The organism is Leifsonia sp. RCC_180 (genome assembly GCF_058138205.1).
In genome coordinates this window covers 3,066,887-3,081,435 of record NZ_CP200340.1, presented here as the reverse complement: position 1 = coordinate 3,081,435, position 14,549 = coordinate 3,066,887, and the positions used below count along the sequence as shown (strand labels likewise).

Below are 14,549 nucleotides of genomic sequence, written 5' to 3'. Positions count from 1 at the left end.
TCGTCTGGGCCGTATTCCGGCTCTCCCTGAGGATGTGGAAAGAGTCCTCGGGGGCCGTACTGTGGACGGGTGCGCACCGACGAGGACACCCGCCGCGACCTGAGAGCGGACTGCTCGCGCTGCGTCGGGCTCTGCTGCGTCGCTCTCGCCTTCGCCCGGTCCGCCGACTTCGCCTTCGACAAGCCGGCCGGCGATCCGTGCGTCAATCTCGACGGACACGACCGCTGCAGCATCCATCCCCGCCTGCGCGAGAGCGGGTTCAAGGGCTGCACGGTGTTCGACTGCTTCGGCGCAGGTCAGAAGGTCACTCAGCACACCTTCGATGGAGCCAGCTGGCGCGGCGACGATGCCACGAGGAAGGCGATGTTCGCCGTCTTCCCGATCATGCGTCAGCTCCACGAACTGCTGTGGTACCTGGAGGAGGCACTCACGATCGACGCGGCCGAGGGGCTGCATCCCCTGTTGCGTCGCGCTCGCGACGAGGTGCGAGCAGTCACGGAAGCACCTCCGGCGACGGTCCTGGAGACGGATCTCGAGGAGCTCCGCGCCCCGGCCGCCCAGCTGCTGCGCGACGCCGCGCGCCTGGCACGCGAGTCTGGCGTGATCGGCGCGGGGCCACAGCGAACGGCCCGCTCACGCATCCGCCCTGGTGCCGAACTGCTCGGAGCAGACCTCCGCGGGGCGGACCTGCGCGGGGCGGAGCTGCGCGGCGCGCTCCTGATCGCGGCAGACCTCCGAGACGCCGACCTCTCTCGGGCGGAACTGATCGGAGCGGATCTGCGCGACGCTCGTCTGGCCGGCGCCGACCTGCGCGACGCGCTCTATCTCACACAGCTCCAGGTGAACGCGGCCACCGGCGACCGCCGCACCCGCCTCCCCTCCGCGCTCGTCCGCCCCGACCACTGGCGCTGACGCCCGCACCGGCGGGGCCTACGTAACATCTGCAAACGCTTCCACCAGAATCGCTATACTCCCCCTTGTGCACGGTCACATCCCGGCACCGGCGGACGCAAGCGCTTCCACCGAGCATGAGCGCGCAGGAGGTCGGATGCCCGGCATCGACGACGTCGCGCGCCTCGCCGGGGTCTCCACCGCCACCGTCTCGCGCGCGCTCAGCGGCAACGGGCCCGTCTCGGCGCCGACACGCGCCCGCGTCGTGCAGGCCGCATCCCAGCTCGGGTACGTCGTCTCGTCTAATGCTTCCGGTCTCGCATCGGGTCGCACGCGCAACATCGGCGCGGTCGTCCCGCACCTGAACCGCTGGTTCTTCACCTCCGTGATCGAGGGCGCCGAACGCGTCCTCCTCCGCCGGGGCTACGATCTGACCCTCTACAACCTGAGTGGCGAGGGCGACGAGCGCCGGCGCGTGTTCGAGCACCACCTGCTCCGCAACCGGGTGGATGCCGTGTTCGCCGTCTCTCTCGAGCTGGCCGAGGACGAGGTGGGTCGCCTGCTCGCGATCGGCAAGCCGGTCGTCGGGGTCGGCGGTCCCCTCCCTGGGGTGCCCACGCTCCGCATCGACGACGTCGGCGTTGCTCGCCTCGCGACAGAGCACCTCGTCGCGCTGGGGCACCGCCGGATCGCCCACATCGGCGGCTCTCACGAGTTCGACCTGGACTTCCACATCCCCACCAATCGGCGCCTCGGCTATGAGCAGGCGCTACGGGACGCCGGCCTGCCCGTCGAAGAGCAGTTGCATCGCGCCTCTGACTTCACGATTCCGGGCGGCTACGACGCTGCGAAGCAGTTGCTGGGCTCGCCGCACGACCGCCCGACCGCGATCTTCGCCGCCTCGGACGAGATGGCGATCGGCGCCATCCTCGCTGCGCGTGACCTGGGACTGAGCGTGCCCCGCGACGTGTCGGTCATCGGCATCGATGACCACCCGCTCGCCGACTTCTTCGGCTTGAGCACGGTGGCGCAGCATCCGGTACGCCAGGGCGAACAGGCCGCCGCGCTGGTGCTGGAAGCGCTCGAGGTTTCTCGTGGCGCGGCAGCGGCAACTCTGCCGGAGCCCGTCAGCCACACCGCCGAGGCCGACCTGATCGTGCGGTCCAGCACAGCCGTCCACCCCTGACCACCACCGAATCGACACGAACACGAGGTGACCACCATCGCCACAACGACTCCCGTCTCCGGGACCACCCCCGACACTGCGCTCACGCCTTCGGCCCCCGGCCGCGAGTGGTGGCGCTCCGCCGTGATCTATCAGGTCTATCCGCGCTCGTTCGCCGACTCGGACGGCGACGGGATGGGCGACCTCCCCGGAATCACGCGGCGGCTGCCGGCTCTCCGCGAGCTCGGCGTCGACGCCGTCTGGCTGTCTCCGTTCCAGAGCTCTCCGCAACGGGACGCGGGCTACGACGTCTCCGACTACCGCGACGTCGACCCGCGGTTCGGCACACTCGCCGACTTCGACCGGATGCTTGTGGAGGCGCACAGCCTGGGCCTCCGGGTGATCATCGACATCGTCCCGAACCACTCCTCGAGCGATCACGTCTGGTTCCAGGAGGCGCTTGCCGCCGGCCCCGGGAGCTCCGAGCGGGCGAGGTACATCTTCCGCGACGGCAAGGGCGAGCACGGAGAGCTGCCTCCCAACAACTGGGAGTCCATCTTCGGCGGCGCCGCGTGGACACGGGTCACCGAGGCGGACGGGCTCCCCGGCCAGTGGTATCTGCACCTTTTCGACAAGTCGCAGCCCGACCTCGACTGGGAGAACCCCTGGGTGTGGGAGCAGTTCCGCGGCATCCTGCGCTTCTGGCTCGACCGCGGAGTCGACGGGTTCCGGGTGGATGTGGCCCACGGCATGGTGAAGGAGGCCGGCCTCCCCGATTACACCCCTCCCGCCAACATGGGCAGCATGGGCGGCGCGGCACCGAGCCTCGAGACCGGCGGGATCGCTCTCGAGCCGGAGATCGCCGCGCACGCGGGCAGCGAGCCGCCGACCCCGCCTTATTTCGCGCAGGACGGCGTGCACGACATCTACCGCGACTGGCACACCGTGCTCGAGGAGTACGAGGGCGATCGGGTCCTGTGCGGCGAGGCCTGGGTGGAGCCGCTCGACAAGCTCGCGCGCTGGGTGCGTCCCGATGAGATGCAGCAGACGTTCAACTTCGCGTACCTGGAGACCCCGTGGGATGCGGCCGCTCTCCGCAGCGTGATCGACCGCTCCATCGCCGCGTTCAGCAGCGTCGGCGCGCCCAGCACATGGGTACTCTCGAACCACGACGTCGTCCGGCACGCGACCCGCCTGGCGCTGGAGGGCGAGAATCTCCAGGGCCACGGCATCGGACCGAAGACGAAGGGCCTGCCCGACCCGGTGTTCGCGCTGAACCGTGCCCGCGCCGCGACGGCGTTGATGCTCGCGCTTCCCGGCTCCGCCTACCTCTACCAGGGCGAGGAGCTGGGCCTCCCCGAGGCGATCGACCTTCCCGACGAGGCCCGCCAGGACCCGACCTGGTTCCGGACCAACGGCGAGAGGTACGGACGCGACGGCTGCCGTGTGCCGATTCCGTGGGAGGGCGACGAGGCATCGTACGGCTTCGGCCCGGGCTCCGCGAGCTGGCTGCCGCAGCCATCGACCTGGGCGGCGTACACGCGGTCGTCTCAGGAGGGCGTGCCCGGTTCGACACTGTCGATGTACCAGCACGCGCTGGAGCTGCGTCGCCAATACGACCTTGCGTTCCACGGCCCCGAGTGGATCGACCTCGGCGGCGACACCCTCGCGTTCCGCTCCGGTGACGTGACCGTCGTCGTCAACTTCGGTGCGGACCCGGTGCGCCTGCCCGAAGGCGACCTGCTGCTGGCGAGCGGCGCCGTGCTGGAGGACCGAATGCTGCCCCGCGACACGACCGCTTGGCTGGCCTGACCAGGGACACCGCGGGCCTTGGTCACCGTCCATCATCGAACCGCTCGGCGTAGAAACGCTCGGCACGCGGGTGGAGGTGTTCGAAGAGATCCGGCGCGGCCGCCACAAGTAGGCGGCGGTCGGCCGGACCTCCTTCGATTCCGGCGACGCGCGCGCCGGCCTCCTGGGCGATGAGTGCGCCGGCCGCGTGATCCCAGGGGTTCAGCCCTCGCTCGAAGTATCCGTCCAGCCGGCCGGCAGCCACTGAGCAGAGGTCGAGCGAGGCGGCGCCGATCCGGCGAATATCGCGAACATCGCCGATCAGTTCCTGCACGAACGTCGCTTGACGCCTGCGAACCTCGGCGTCGTAGCCGAAGCCGGTGCCGACAAGGGCGAGGGAGAGGTCGACGCCCTCGTTGACGTGGATCGCCGCACCGTTGAGGTGAGCCCCTCCGCCGACATACGCGGTGTAGGCCTCCCCCGCGGCCGGATTCACCACCGCTCCCGCCAGGGCACGCCACGTCGAGGGCTCCGGGCCGCCCTCGACGACGGCGATGCTGACCGCCCAAGCCGGGATGCCGTAGAAGTAGTTGACCGTCCCGTCGATCGGGTCGACGACCCAGGTCAGGCCGCTCTGGCTGGTGTCGCCGCCGGACTCCTCGCCGAGAAAGCCGTCGCGCGGGCGGGCGGCCGCGAGGGCGTCGCGGATCAGCTGCTCGGTCTCACGGTCGGCCCTGGTCACAATGTCGCTGAGCGACGACTTCGACGCCGCGATCTCCACTCCGTCTCGGCGTCGCTGCAGCGCGAAGGCAGCGGCCCGGCGGGCGACGGTGGTGGCGATCTCGAGAAGCTCGGCATGTGGGGTCATGCGCCCAGCCTGTCAGACGCCGCCCCGCCAGAGGCCGCCGCATGGAGAACTGTGGATAACCCGGAAACAGAACGAGCCCGGCCGTCAGGCCGAGCTCGCTGTGTCGGATCCGCAGATCAGGGTGGTGGCGAGTGAGGGATTCGAACCCCCGAATGCTGAGCAGTCTGATTTACAGTCAGATCCCTTTGGCCGCTTGGGTAACTCGCCGTAGGCGCACCCGACCACCAGTTTTCTCGTGACCGAAGGCGCCACCCAAGAATACTCGCCGCGCGCCCTCACACGAAATCAGCGGGCGCTCAGCGGGCGCACGGGACGATTCTCAGGCCGCGATCGCCACCACGCCCGAAGACGTGGATCCGACGGCCGGCTGCAGTTCGACGGCCGTCCGCTCGTCACGGAGGTCGCTCTGGCCAGGAACGAGGCTGAGCACCTGTGCACCGTCGAACTCGGCGGCCACGTGCGTCAGCAGCTCCCCCTCGCTCAGATCGAGGACGCGGCAGAGGGCGGCGAGGATCTCGGACGAGGCCTCCTTGCGCCCTCGTTCGATCTCCGACAGGTACGGAACGGACACCCGTGAGGACTCCGAGAGCTCGCGCAGCGTCGTACCGCGCTCCGTCCTGATCCGGCGGAGCACCGAGCCGATCGCGTGCCGCAGAAGCATGGGGTCAGCCTATGTCGGATGCGTTGAAAGCGCGCGTGCGGATATTGGCGGTTCTGCTCTGGGCAGAATCCCCGCATCCACCGCCCGGCATCGCGACACCCCGGCCGGCGTGCAAGCGATGTCGGTGGTCGGGCGCACAATCGTGGGCATGAGAACGTTGGAGATTTGCGAACGGTGCGACGGTACGGGTGCCGACCCCGCTCAGCACAGCGAGGAGATCACCATCTGCGTCGAGTGCAACGGCGACGGCTGCCACGTCACCTACTACGCCGAACTCGCGCAGACGGCCTGACCTCCCCTTCTGAGGGATGTCGACGCCCCCACCGGACACCGCGAACGTCGCGCTGCGGTTCTGCGACACCGACTATCCGGGTGCGACCACCGTCGTCCTCGGCGGAAGTTCGTCGACCGGGCGACGAACGGCGACAAGCGATATCGACATCCTGCTGATCGCCCCGGCGGCGACCTTCGCGGGTGCCGACCCGACCGCCGGCGACCGCGTAGCGCGCGGCGAGGCCCGCGTGGCCCACCGGGATGGCGAGCGAATCGACGTCTTCGCGTACACCGTCGAGGGCTTCCGCGATTGGGCGGACCGCGACTTCGCATCCCTCCGCCCGGTGCTCCCGTATCTCCTCACCGAGGGAGTGCCACTCCGCACCGGCACCGAGTTCGGCGAACTGCGTCAGTGGTCCGCCGAGCGACTCGCTCGCGGTCCCCGACTGTCGGACCACCAGCTGGAGTTGCGCCGCTACGCCGTGACGGATCTGATCGATGACCTCGCAGACGCCACAGACCGGCTCACGGCGGCAGCCATCCGCGCCGACCTCTTCCGGGCACTCGGGGAGCTAGCGCTGCTTACAGCGAAGGCCTGGCTGGGAAGCGGAAAGTGGCTGGCACGCCGCTTGGCGGCGGCCGATCCGTCAGCGGCCGCTCAGCTGATCGACTTCGCCGCAGAGCCCGGCAACACGGAAGCAGCGGCCATCGCATCCGGCCTCCTTGAGCAGCTGGGCGGCCGCGTCGACCAAGACGTGACAAGGTGATCGCGGCGAGTGGATGCGCTCAGGCGGCGGTCTTCGCGGCCGCCAGGTCGTCGAACAGGTCGGTGTTGAAGCGGAACGCCAGTGCGACCTCGCCGATCACCCGGTCGCGCTCCTCTTCCGTCCACCCGACCGCGTCGAGCTGCGAACGGTAGGTGTCTCTGAACAGCTTCGGTTTGGCGATGTCCGCGAACAGGTAGAAGCCGATGCCGTTGGTCTCGAACCCGTACTGCCGCTGCAGCAGCGTGCGGATGATCTGGCCGCCCGAGAGGTCGCCGAGATAACGCGTGTAGTGATGAGCGATGAATCCGCCGGGCCAGCTTCGGCCGACCTCCCGGATTCGCGCGGTGTAGGCGACGGTCGACGGCAAGGGCGAGATCCGGTCGCGCCAGTCATCGCCGAGCAGAAACCCGAGGTCGGCCTCGATGGCCGGCAACCGGGTCAGCTTCGGGCTGATGAACAGTGCGGCGACAGGATCGTCCGACATCCAGCTCGCCGCTTGTTCGAGCGCTTCGTAGAGGAAGTAGTGCTGGGACAGCAGCGAGATGTAGTCGTCACGGCAGCCGCGACCGCTCATCAGGTCCTGCATGAAGAGAGCTCCCTCGCTCTCCTGGTGCACGCCGCGCGTTCGTTCGCGCAGGGCTTCCGAGAACGGGATCAGTTCAGCCATCGGGTCTCCTGACTTAGGGGAGGCTTACCTAAGACTGTCGCACGCGGTCCCGCCCGTCAAGGCGCACGTCACGAACTTGACTTCATGCTTGCCCCGCTCGGGATGGCGTGCCTATACTCCATTTACAACGTTGATTACATCGTTGTAAACCCGATCCGATCGACGATGAACGGTCGGTCCCATGAGAGGCATTCAATGAAGAAAATGCTGGCGACGCTCGCCGTCGCGGCTGGCGCTTCTCTCGCGCTGGCCGGCTGCTCCACCTCCCCCGGCTCCGGTGACTCCGGCCCCGTCACTCTGACGTTCTGGCACGGCTACACCGAGGCCGACGGCAAGGTGCTCGACTCGATCGTGGACGACTTCAACAAGTCGCAGGACAAGATCACGATCAAGACCACCACCAAGACCTGGGCCGTGATCGGTGACACCCTCCTCCCCGCGCTCTCCGCCAAGAAGGGGCCGGACATCGTCGCGATGCCGGCCGAGACCCTCCCGGTGTACGCGTCGAAGGGCGCGTTCGCCAAGCTCGACGACTTCTACGGGAGCAGCGCAACGAAGAGCGCGTCGCTGCGTCCGGCCGCTGTCGAGATGGAGAAGGTCGAAGGCTCGTACTACGGCGTCCCCACCGGCTTCGTCCCGCTCTCCGTCATCTATAACAAGGCACTGTTCGAGAAGGCCGGAATCACCCAGTTCCCGAAGACGTGGGATGAGTGGGTGGCAGACGCCAAGAAGCTGACCGTCGACGAGAACGGCGACGGGACGCCCGAGCAGTACGGACTTGCGCTGCCGGACCACGCGACGGTGGGCAACGGTGTGTGGGCGAGCCTGTTCTACGGCAACGGCGGAAAGATCGTCGACGGCTCGAAGTCCGCGCTCGACTCCTCCGAGAACACCGAGACGCTGTCGTACTGGGCGAAAGCCGTCACCGCCGACAAGATCTCGCCGACCGGACTCGACGGCGTAGCGTCCGACAAGCTGTTCTCCTCGGGTAAGGCCGCGATGGAGATCGGCGGGCCGTGGATGGCCGGCGTCGCCACCGACAACAAGATCGACTACGGCATCGCCGGCATCCCCGCCGGACCGAAGGGCGCAGCCGCGTCGGCGATCGGCATCTCGGCTGCGGTCACCGCACAGGCCGACTCGGCCAAGAAGGCGGCAGCAGAGAAGTTCTTCGACTACTTCTTCACCAAGAAGGTCGCCACGAAGTGGTCGCTCGGCTCCGGCTGGCCGCCTCTGCGCACCGACATCCCGTCGTCCGATGTCTCGTCGAACCCGGTGGTGGCCTCGCTCACCGATCTGGTCGGCGACGCGCGTCCGTTGCTCCCCGGCGTCGCCAACAGCACGGATGTGCTCTCGGCAGTCGACGAAGCGACCCAGAAGGCCCTGGCCGGCGGCGACCCGGCCGCGCTGCTGAAGTCCGCATCCGCCCAGGTGCAGCAGGCCCTCGGCAAATGATCCAGCCGGTGGACCGCCGTTCCCCCGGCGGCGGTCCACCACCCTCCCCGAAAGCGATCATGACCACTCTCACCCGCTCCCGCACAGGCCGCCGGCCGTACCGGCCGCCCGCTCCGCTCGGCGGCCGTCCCCGCTCGGCACGGCGCCGGGGACCGATGGCTCTGCTCTTCATGCTCCCGGCGATCGTCATCCTGATCACCTTCGTCGGCTGGCCGATGCTGTCGGCCCTGCGCCTCTCGTTCACGAACGCGAGCGGCTTCGGCCTGGAGGAGTGGGTCGGGTTCGACAACTACGTGCAGGTCTTCACCGATCCCCGCGTCCTCGCCACCCTCGGCAACACCGCCCTGTACACGGTGCTCTTCACCCCCACGGCACTGATTGCGGCGCTGCTTCTCGCGCTCCTGCTCACCAACCGGCGGCTGATCGGTCGCGGCTTCTTCCGCACCGCGCTGTTCCTCCCGTTCATCGTCTCCCTCGCGGTCGCCGCCTTCGCGTGGACATACCTGCTCGACCCGCAGGTCGGCCTCCTCAACTTCTGGCTGCGAAGCATCGGCATCCAGCTGGGCAATGTGCTGCAGGACCCGGCGCTCGCGATGCCGACCGTCGTCCTCGTCGCGATCTGGAAGAGCTTCGGGTTCTACATGGTGATTTTCATCGCAGGTCTGCAGGAGATCCCGGAGTCCCTCTACGAGGCGGCGAAGATCGACGGGGCCGGCGCCTGGCGACGGTTCATCAGCATCACCCTCCCCCAACTCAGCAACACCCTCGCGTTCGTTGTCGTCTTCGCGATGATCGCCGCACTGCAGGCCTTCGACCAGATCTACGTCATGACGGGAGGCGGTCCCTACCGCTCCACCCAGACCGTCGTGATGGAGATCTATCAGGAGGGCTTCAAGAAGCTCGACCTCGGACTCGCGACCGCGCTCTCCTACGTCCTGCTCGCCGCGACGCTCATCCTCAGCCTCATCCAGTTCCGCTTCTTCGGACGCCGTGAGAAGGACCTCGCATGACCGCCACCCTCAGCCCGGCCGCCACACGCCGGCGCCCAGCAGCGCCCCGCAAGCGGCGCATCGGACGCACGACGGAGCGCTGGTTGCTCTTCGCCGCCGCCCTGGTGCTGACCGCCATCGTGCTGCTCCCCGTGATCGTGATCGCGCTCACGGCGTTCAAGCCCGCGTCCGAGATCAACGCCTACCCTCCGACGCTGCTGCCCGGCACGTGGACGCTGGACAACTTCACGAAGATCTTCAGCGACCTCCCGTTCGGCCGGCTGTTCCTGAACAGCCTGGTCTTCGCGGGCGGCGTCACCGTCTTCGCACTGGCCTTCGACTCGCTCGCGGCGTACGCGCTCGCCCGGATCGACTTCCGCGGCAACCGCGTCGTTCTCATCGTGATCGTGGCCAGTCTGATGATCCCGTTCCAGGCGACGCTCATCCCCGTCTACCAGCTGGTGGCGCAGCTCGGCTGGGTCAACACCTTCGCCGGGCTGATCATCCCGCGTGCCGCCGACGCCTTCGGCATCTTCTTCCTGCGGCAGTTCTTCATCGCCCTCCCGCGCGACCTGGACAACGCGGCACGGATCGACGGGGCCGGGGAGTTCCGCATCTTCCGGAGCATCGTGCTCCCGAACGCGGTCCCGGCGCTGCTGACGCTCGCCATCTTCACTTTCGTGAACAACTGGAACGACCTGCTGTGGCCGCTCGTCTTCACGACGTCGCCGGAGATGGGGACGATCACCTCGGGCCTCACGCTGCTCACCGGCCCGAGCGGCATCATCCCCTACGGCACGATGATGGCCGGGTCGCTGATCGCGGTCCTGCCGCTCGCTGTGATGTTCCTCATCATGCAGCGCCGCTTCATCGAGAGCGTCGCAACGACGGGGCTGAAGTGACCGGCCCGCGCTGGTTCGAGGACGGCCGCCTGCACCTCGGACTCGGCATCGAGGACACCTTCGTGCCGCAGGAGCGACCGGGCGAACGCGCGATTGACGAGTACGAACTCACAGAGCATTACGACCGCTACCGCGGGGACTTCGCCCTGGCTGCGGGAGTCGGCGCCGAAGTACTGCGGTGGGGCGTGCCGTGGTATCGGATCGCGCCGGAACGCGGGCGCTGGGACTGGGACTGGACCGACCGGGCGGTGGATGCGCTTCTCGGCGCCGGCCTCCGGCCGATCGTCGACCTGCTGCACTACGGCACTCCCGTCTGGCTGGCCGAGCAGTTCGCCGCGAGCGACTATCCGCAGCACGTCGCCGAGTTCGCGGACCGCTTCGGCGAGCGCTACGGCGATCGCGTGGTCGACTACACGCCGGTGAACGAGCCGGTCATCCACGCGCTGTTCTCGGGCGAGTACGGCTACTGGCCTCCCTACCGGACGGGTGCGGGGGGATTCGCGACCATCGCCGCCAACCTTGCGCGCGGTTTCGTGCTCAGCCAGGAGGCTCTGGCCGCCCGGCTCGGCGATCGTGCGACGTTCGTGCACGTCGACGCCGCCATCAGCTATGTGGGCGACGACAGTGCACCCGAGCACCACGAGGAGGCCGAACGGCTGCGCCACCAGGTGCATCTGGTCGAAGACCTGGTCACAGGAAGGGTCGACGACGCTCACCCGCTGCGCGACCGGCTGTCCCCGGCGTTGACCGACGCCGAACTGGACTGGTTCGCCGCCCACGCCGTGCACCCCGACATCATGGGCGTCAACTACTACCCGCGGCACTCCACCGAGCTCTTCGAGGCGGGCGTCCGCCACGGCGGCGGCTTCGCCGACCCGAGGCCGAGCGTCGATCGCGGCACCCAGGGCCTCCGAGAGGCACTCGAGCGCTTCGCCGCCCGGTACGGCGCACCGGTGATGGTCACCGAGACGTGCGTGACGGGCACGGTGGAGGAGCGCATCCACTGGCTGGACGAGTCCCTCGCACTCGTGGAGAGCATGCGAGCGGAGGAGGCACCGGTCGTCGGGTACATCTGGTGGCCGCTGTTCGACATGTACGAGTGGACGTGGCGGCACAGCGACCGCCCCCGCGCCGACCACCTGCTGACGATGGGCCTCCATGACCTCGTCGAGTCTCCCGACGGGCTGCTGCGCGTTCCGAACCCGGTCGCGGACAGCTTCCGCGAGCACGCCCGCCGCATCGCCCCCGCCCCCTCCCGATGACGGAAGAAACCATGCATCACGCACACATCTCCCTCCAGCCTGCCGCCGTGATCGGCGCGGTCGACCCGCGTCTGTACGGCTCGTTCATCGAGCACTTGGGGCGCGCCGTCTACGACGGGATCTACGAGCCGGGGCACCCGGCGGCGGACGCCGACGGGTTCCGCACCGACGTGATCGAGCTGGTGAAGGAACTCGGGGTGACAACCGTGCGCTACCCGGGCGGCAACTTCGTCTCCGGCTTCCGCTGGGAGGACTCCGTCGGACCGCGCGACGAGCGGCCGCAGCGGCTCGACCTCGCTTGGCACTCCACCGAGACCAACGAGGTGGGGCTGCACGAGTTCCAGAACTGGCTGGACAAGGTCGGCGGCGAGCTGATGCTGGCCGTCAACCTGGGCACCCGCGGTGTGTCCGAAGCGCTCGACCTGCTCGAGTACGTCAACCATCGCGGCGGCTCCACGTTTTCGAAGAGGCGGATCGCGAACGGCCGCACCGAGCCCTTCGGCGTCAGGATGTGGTGCCTGGGCAATGAGATGGACGGCCCCTGGCAGCTCGGGCACAGCTCCGCCGAGGAGTACGGACGCCTCGCAGCGAAGACCGCTCAAGCCATGAAGATGTACGACCCGGACCTGCAGCTCGTCGTGTGCGGCTCATCCAGCTCGTCGATGCCGACCTTCGGCGAGTGGGAGCGGGTGACCCTCAGCCACGCCTACGACGACGTGGAGTTCATCTCCTGCCACGCCTACTACGAGAACACGGGCGACCTGGGGAGTTTCCTGGCGTCGGGCGTCGATATGGACTACTTCATCCACAGCGTCGTCGCCACCGCCGACAGCGTGAAGGCCGTGCGCGGAAGTTCGAAGACGATCGACATCTCCTTCGACGAGTGGAACATCTGGTACAACACCCGCTTCGAGAACGTCGACCGCATCACCGGGACCGACAACTGGCCGATCGCGCCCCGCCTCCTGGAGGACACGTACACCGTCTCGGACGCCGTCGTGTTCGGCAGCCTCCTCATCACCCTGCTGAAGCACGCCGACCGGGTGAAGAGCGCGTCGCTGGCCCAGCTGGTGAACGTGATCGCCCCCATCATGACGGAGCCGGGCGGTCCGGCCTGGAAGCAGACGACCTTCTTCCCCTTCGCCGCGACCGCCGCACACGGGCGCGGCACGGCCCTCCGCGTCGACGTCGCCGGCGGCACCTACGACACCGAACGCTTCGGCGCCGTGCCCTTGGTGGATGCGGTGGCCACCCACGACGCGGAAGCCGGCCGCTACGCGCTCTTCGCCGTGAACCGCTCCGTGGAGCAGGCCACCGAGCTGGTCGTCGACCTGGCTGTGCTCGGCGAGGACGCCGCCTCCTTGACCGCGACAGCCACCACGCTCAGCGACCCCGATCCGGACGCCGCCAACACCCGCGAGAACCCGGACCGGGTCGCCCTGCGCGAGCTGCCGGTGCGCCGGGACGGCTCGCTCCTGATCCTGGAGCTTCCGGCGATCTCCTGGACGGAGATCCTGCTGAGCTGACCCCGGCAAACCAGTGAGCCGTGCACCCGGTCGCGAACGGGCTCCAGCTGCTCAACGCCAACAACGGCAAGCTGCTCGAGATCGCCGGATCGTCCACCGCTGACGCCGCTTTCGCGCAGCAGCGCACCGCAGACGGAAGTGCGACGCAGCAATGGCGGCTGGTGCGCGAAGGCATCCCATAGGCCGACCGACCGGGGCGGCGGCGATTCGGGCCGCCGTCGCCCCCCTTCTGCTCAGCCTTCAACCGTGAGCGCGGAGACGAGGACAGGCGTCGACTCCCGCTGAATGACACGGAACGGGACCGCGATCTCCTCCGGTTCGAACGCCTCGGGGCCGCTCTTGATGCGCCGGAGGAGCAGCTCGATGGCCCGCCGGGCGATCTCGTCGCGCCCGGGATCGATGGTCGACAACGTCGGCATCGAATAGTGGGTCTCGTCGATGTCGTCGAAGCCGATGAGCGCCACATCCTCAGGGACGCGGAAACCAGCCTCCTGAAGGACGCGCATGGCACCGAGAGCCAGCGTGTCGTTGAACGCGACGACAGCGTCGAACTCGTGGCCGGTCTCCAGAAAGCCCCTCATCGCCTGCGCACCGTCAGCGCGATGCCAGGTGCCGGCGGGGACCACGAAGCGTTCGTCGAAGCCGATGCCGGCCTCCTCCAGAGCGAGACGATAGCCGGCCAGCCGGAGGCCCGCTGACCCGATCACCTCCCCGGGATGTGCGCCCAGCGCGAGCACACGGCGACGGCCCCCGGCAAGGACCAGCTCCGTCGCGGCGCGTGCCCCCTGCACGTTCTGCATCGTCACGTGGTCCTTCGGACCGTTGAAAATGCGCTCTCCCAGCAGCACCATCGGTGTGGCCATCTCGGAGATCGCCTTGCGGTCGCTCTCATCGAGTGCCAGGACGCTGTAGAGGATGCCGTCGACCATCCGGCCCTGACGGTTGCGCAGCACAGAGAGTTCGCTCTCGCGGTCGTTGCCGAACTGCTCGATCAGCACGGACAAGCCGTGCTCCTTCGCCGCCCTCATGACCGAATCGGCCAGCTCCGCGAAGTACGCGTTGCGCAACTCCGGGATGATCAAGCTGATCACGTTCGTCCGTCCCGAGCGCAGGCTGCGTGCGGAAAGGTTCGGCGTGTAGTCGAGCTCGGCGATGGCGGCCAGCACACGCCGCCGCGTGCTGTCGCGGACATGCGGGTAGTCGTTGATGACGTTCGAGACCGTCTTGATCGACACACCGGCGAGCCGACTCACATCTTGCAAGGTCGCTGCCATACCGATGTCCTCCCGATGCCCGTCGGGCCTACTGTACAACGTTGGAGGACTCTCGTTC

Annotated in this window: 15 protein-coding genes and 1 tRNA gene; 11 read left to right on the top strand and 5 right to left on the bottom strand. The window is 68.3% G+C overall.

Features of this window, described 5'->3' with window-relative positions; all coding sequences use genetic code 11:
- Positions 1–69 precede the first annotated feature (69 nt).
- The 3 genes from AB7E03_RS15255 to AB7E03_RS15245 all read left to right on the top strand — a co-directional run bounded on the left by AB7E03_RS15255 (position 70) and on the right by AB7E03_RS15245 (position 3,868).
- Entirely contained in the window at positions 70–912 is an 843-nt protein-coding gene (locus tag AB7E03_RS15255) for a pentapeptide repeat-containing protein (protein ID WP_489942185.1), read from the top strand.
- A 136-nt stretch (positions 913–1,048) separates the two neighbouring features.
- Positions 1,049–2,077, top strand: a complete 1,029-nt coding sequence (locus tag AB7E03_RS15250; protein WP_489942184.1) for a LacI family DNA-binding transcriptional regulator — start codon at positions 1,049–1,051, stop codon at positions 2,075–2,077.
- 27 nt (positions 2,078–2,104) lie between these two features.
- Positions 2,105–3,868 carry a glycoside hydrolase family 13 protein gene (locus AB7E03_RS15245; RefSeq protein ID WP_489942183.1) on the top strand — a complete coding sequence of 588 codons (1,764 nt, stop codon included), beginning with the start codon at positions 2,105–2,107 and terminating at the stop codon, positions 3,866–3,868.
- A gap of 22 nt (positions 3,869–3,890) precedes the next feature.
- Here AB7E03_RS15245 and AB7E03_RS15240 read toward each other — a convergent pair whose 3' ends face one another.
- The 3 genes from AB7E03_RS15240 to AB7E03_RS15230 form a co-directional block, all read right to left on the bottom strand.
- Complete coding sequence (locus AB7E03_RS15240) at positions 3,891–4,715, bottom strand: inositol monophosphatase family protein (RefSeq protein ID WP_489942182.1); 825 nt, start codon at positions 4,713–4,715, stop codon at positions 3,891–3,893.
- Between the two features lie 122 nt (positions 4,716–4,837).
- Positions 4,838–4,922 (bottom strand) — tRNA-Tyr (locus AB7E03_RS15235).
- A gap of 112 nt (positions 4,923–5,034) precedes the next feature.
- Positions 5,035–5,376, bottom strand: coding sequence for a helix-turn-helix domain-containing protein (locus AB7E03_RS15230; protein WP_489942181.1), 342 nt, complete (start codon positions 5,374–5,376; stop codon positions 5,035–5,037).
- A gap of 148 nt (positions 5,377–5,524) precedes the next feature.
- Here AB7E03_RS15230 and AB7E03_RS15225 point away from each other — a divergent pair, with 148 nt between their 5' ends.
- Positions 5,525–5,668 (top strand): hypothetical protein, encoded by a 144-nt coding sequence (locus tag AB7E03_RS15225; RefSeq protein WP_489942180.1) that lies wholly within the window; start codon positions 5,525–5,527, stop codon positions 5,666–5,668.
- A gap of 16 nt (positions 5,669–5,684) precedes the next feature.
- Positions 5,685–6,416 (top strand): nucleotidyltransferase domain-containing protein, encoded by a 732-nt coding sequence (locus AB7E03_RS15220; protein WP_489942179.1) that lies wholly within the window; start codon positions 5,685–5,687, stop codon positions 6,414–6,416.
- 19 nt (positions 6,417–6,435) lie between these two features.
- Here the strand turns inward: AB7E03_RS15220 and AB7E03_RS15215 are convergent, their stop codons facing one another.
- Positions 6,436–7,083 carry a biliverdin-producing heme oxygenase gene (locus tag AB7E03_RS15215; RefSeq protein ID WP_489942178.1) on the bottom strand — a complete coding sequence of 216 codons (648 nt, stop codon included), beginning with the start codon at positions 7,081–7,083 and terminating at the stop codon, positions 6,436–6,438.
- A 195-nt stretch (positions 7,084–7,278) separates the two neighbouring features.
- Here AB7E03_RS15215 and AB7E03_RS15210 point away from each other — a divergent pair, with 195 nt between their 5' ends.
- The 6 genes from AB7E03_RS15210 to AB7E03_RS15185 are packed head-to-tail and all read left to right on the top strand — an operon-like array spanning position 7,279 to position 13,399.
- Complete coding sequence (locus AB7E03_RS15210; RefSeq protein ID WP_489942177.1) at positions 7,279–8,538, top strand: ABC transporter substrate-binding protein; 1,260 nt, start codon at positions 7,279–7,281, stop codon at positions 8,536–8,538.
- A gap of 59 nt (positions 8,539–8,597) precedes the next feature.
- Entirely contained in the window at positions 8,598–9,548 is a 951-nt protein-coding gene (locus tag AB7E03_RS15205; protein WP_489942176.1) for a carbohydrate ABC transporter permease, read from the top strand.
- Positions 9,545–10,429: a carbohydrate ABC transporter permease gene (locus AB7E03_RS15200; protein ID WP_489942175.1), complete on the top strand. Its 885-nt coding sequence runs from the start codon at positions 9,545–9,547 to the stop codon at positions 10,427–10,429. The genes AB7E03_RS15205 and AB7E03_RS15200 overlap by 4 nt, the downstream gene beginning before the upstream one ends.
- The gene (locus AB7E03_RS15195) at positions 10,426–11,691 is read left to right on the top strand and encodes a family 1 glycosylhydrolase (RefSeq protein WP_489942174.1); all 1,266 of its coding nucleotides are present in this window, start codon (positions 10,426–10,428) and stop codon (positions 11,689–11,691) included. Before AB7E03_RS15200 ends, AB7E03_RS15195 begins: the two co-directional genes overlap by 4 nt.
- An 11-nt stretch (positions 11,692–11,702) precedes the next feature.
- Complete coding sequence (gene arfA, locus AB7E03_RS15190) at positions 11,703–13,217, top strand: arabinosylfuranosidase ArfA (protein ID WP_489942173.1); 1,515 nt, start codon at positions 11,703–11,705, stop codon at positions 13,215–13,217.
- Positions 13,218–13,237: 20 nt separating this feature from the next.
- Complete coding sequence (locus AB7E03_RS15185; RefSeq protein WP_489942172.1) at positions 13,238–13,399, top strand: RICIN domain-containing protein; 162 nt, start codon at positions 13,238–13,240, stop codon at positions 13,397–13,399.
- Positions 13,400–13,450: 51 nt separating this feature from the next.
- Here AB7E03_RS15185 and AB7E03_RS15180 read toward each other — a convergent pair whose 3' ends face one another.
- A complete protein-coding gene (locus AB7E03_RS15180) occupies positions 13,451–14,491 on the bottom strand; it encodes a LacI family DNA-binding transcriptional regulator (RefSeq protein WP_489942171.1) in 1,041 nt (346 codons plus the stop codon).
- Between the last annotated feature and the right edge of the window lie 58 nt (positions 14,492–14,549).

Excerpts from the sequence above, each read along its gene's own strand:
- AB7E03_RS15180 (WP_489942171.1), bottom strand. The coding sequence starts at position 14,491 with ATGGCAGCGACCTTGCAAGATGTGAGTCGGCTCGCCGGTGTGTCGATC.
- arfA (WP_489942173.1), top strand. The coding sequence starts at position 11,703 with ATGCATCACGCACACATCTCCCTCCAGCCTGCCGCCGTGATCGGCGCG.
- AB7E03_RS15225 (WP_489942180.1), top strand. The coding sequence starts at position 5,525 with ATGAGAACGTTGGAGATTTGCGAACGGTGCGACGGTACGGGTGCCGAC.
- AB7E03_RS15240 (WP_489942182.1), bottom strand. The coding sequence starts at position 4,715 with ATGACCCCACATGCCGAGCTTCTCGAGATCGCCACCACCGTCGCCCGC.
- AB7E03_RS15220 (WP_489942179.1), top strand. The coding sequence starts at position 5,685 with ATGTCGACGCCCCCACCGGACACCGCGAACGTCGCGCTGCGGTTCTGC.
- AB7E03_RS15200 (WP_489942175.1), top strand. The coding sequence starts at position 9,545 with ATGACCGCCACCCTCAGCCCGGCCGCCACACGCCGGCGCCCAGCAGCG.
- AB7E03_RS15230 (WP_489942181.1), bottom strand. The coding sequence starts at position 5,376 with ATGCTTCTGCGGCACGCGATCGGCTCGGTGCTCCGCCGGATCAGGACG.
- AB7E03_RS15205 (WP_489942176.1), top strand. The coding sequence starts at position 8,598 with ATGACCACTCTCACCCGCTCCCGCACAGGCCGCCGGCCGTACCGGCCG.
- AB7E03_RS15250 (WP_489942184.1), top strand. The coding sequence starts at position 1,049 with ATGCCCGGCATCGACGACGTCGCGCGCCTCGCCGGGGTCTCCACCGCC.
- AB7E03_RS15215 (WP_489942178.1), bottom strand. The coding sequence starts at position 7,083 with ATGGCTGAACTGATCCCGTTCTCGGAAGCCCTGCGCGAACGAACGCGC.
- AB7E03_RS15210 (WP_489942177.1), top strand. The coding sequence starts at position 7,279 with ATGAAGAAAATGCTGGCGACGCTCGCCGTCGCGGCTGGCGCTTCTCTC.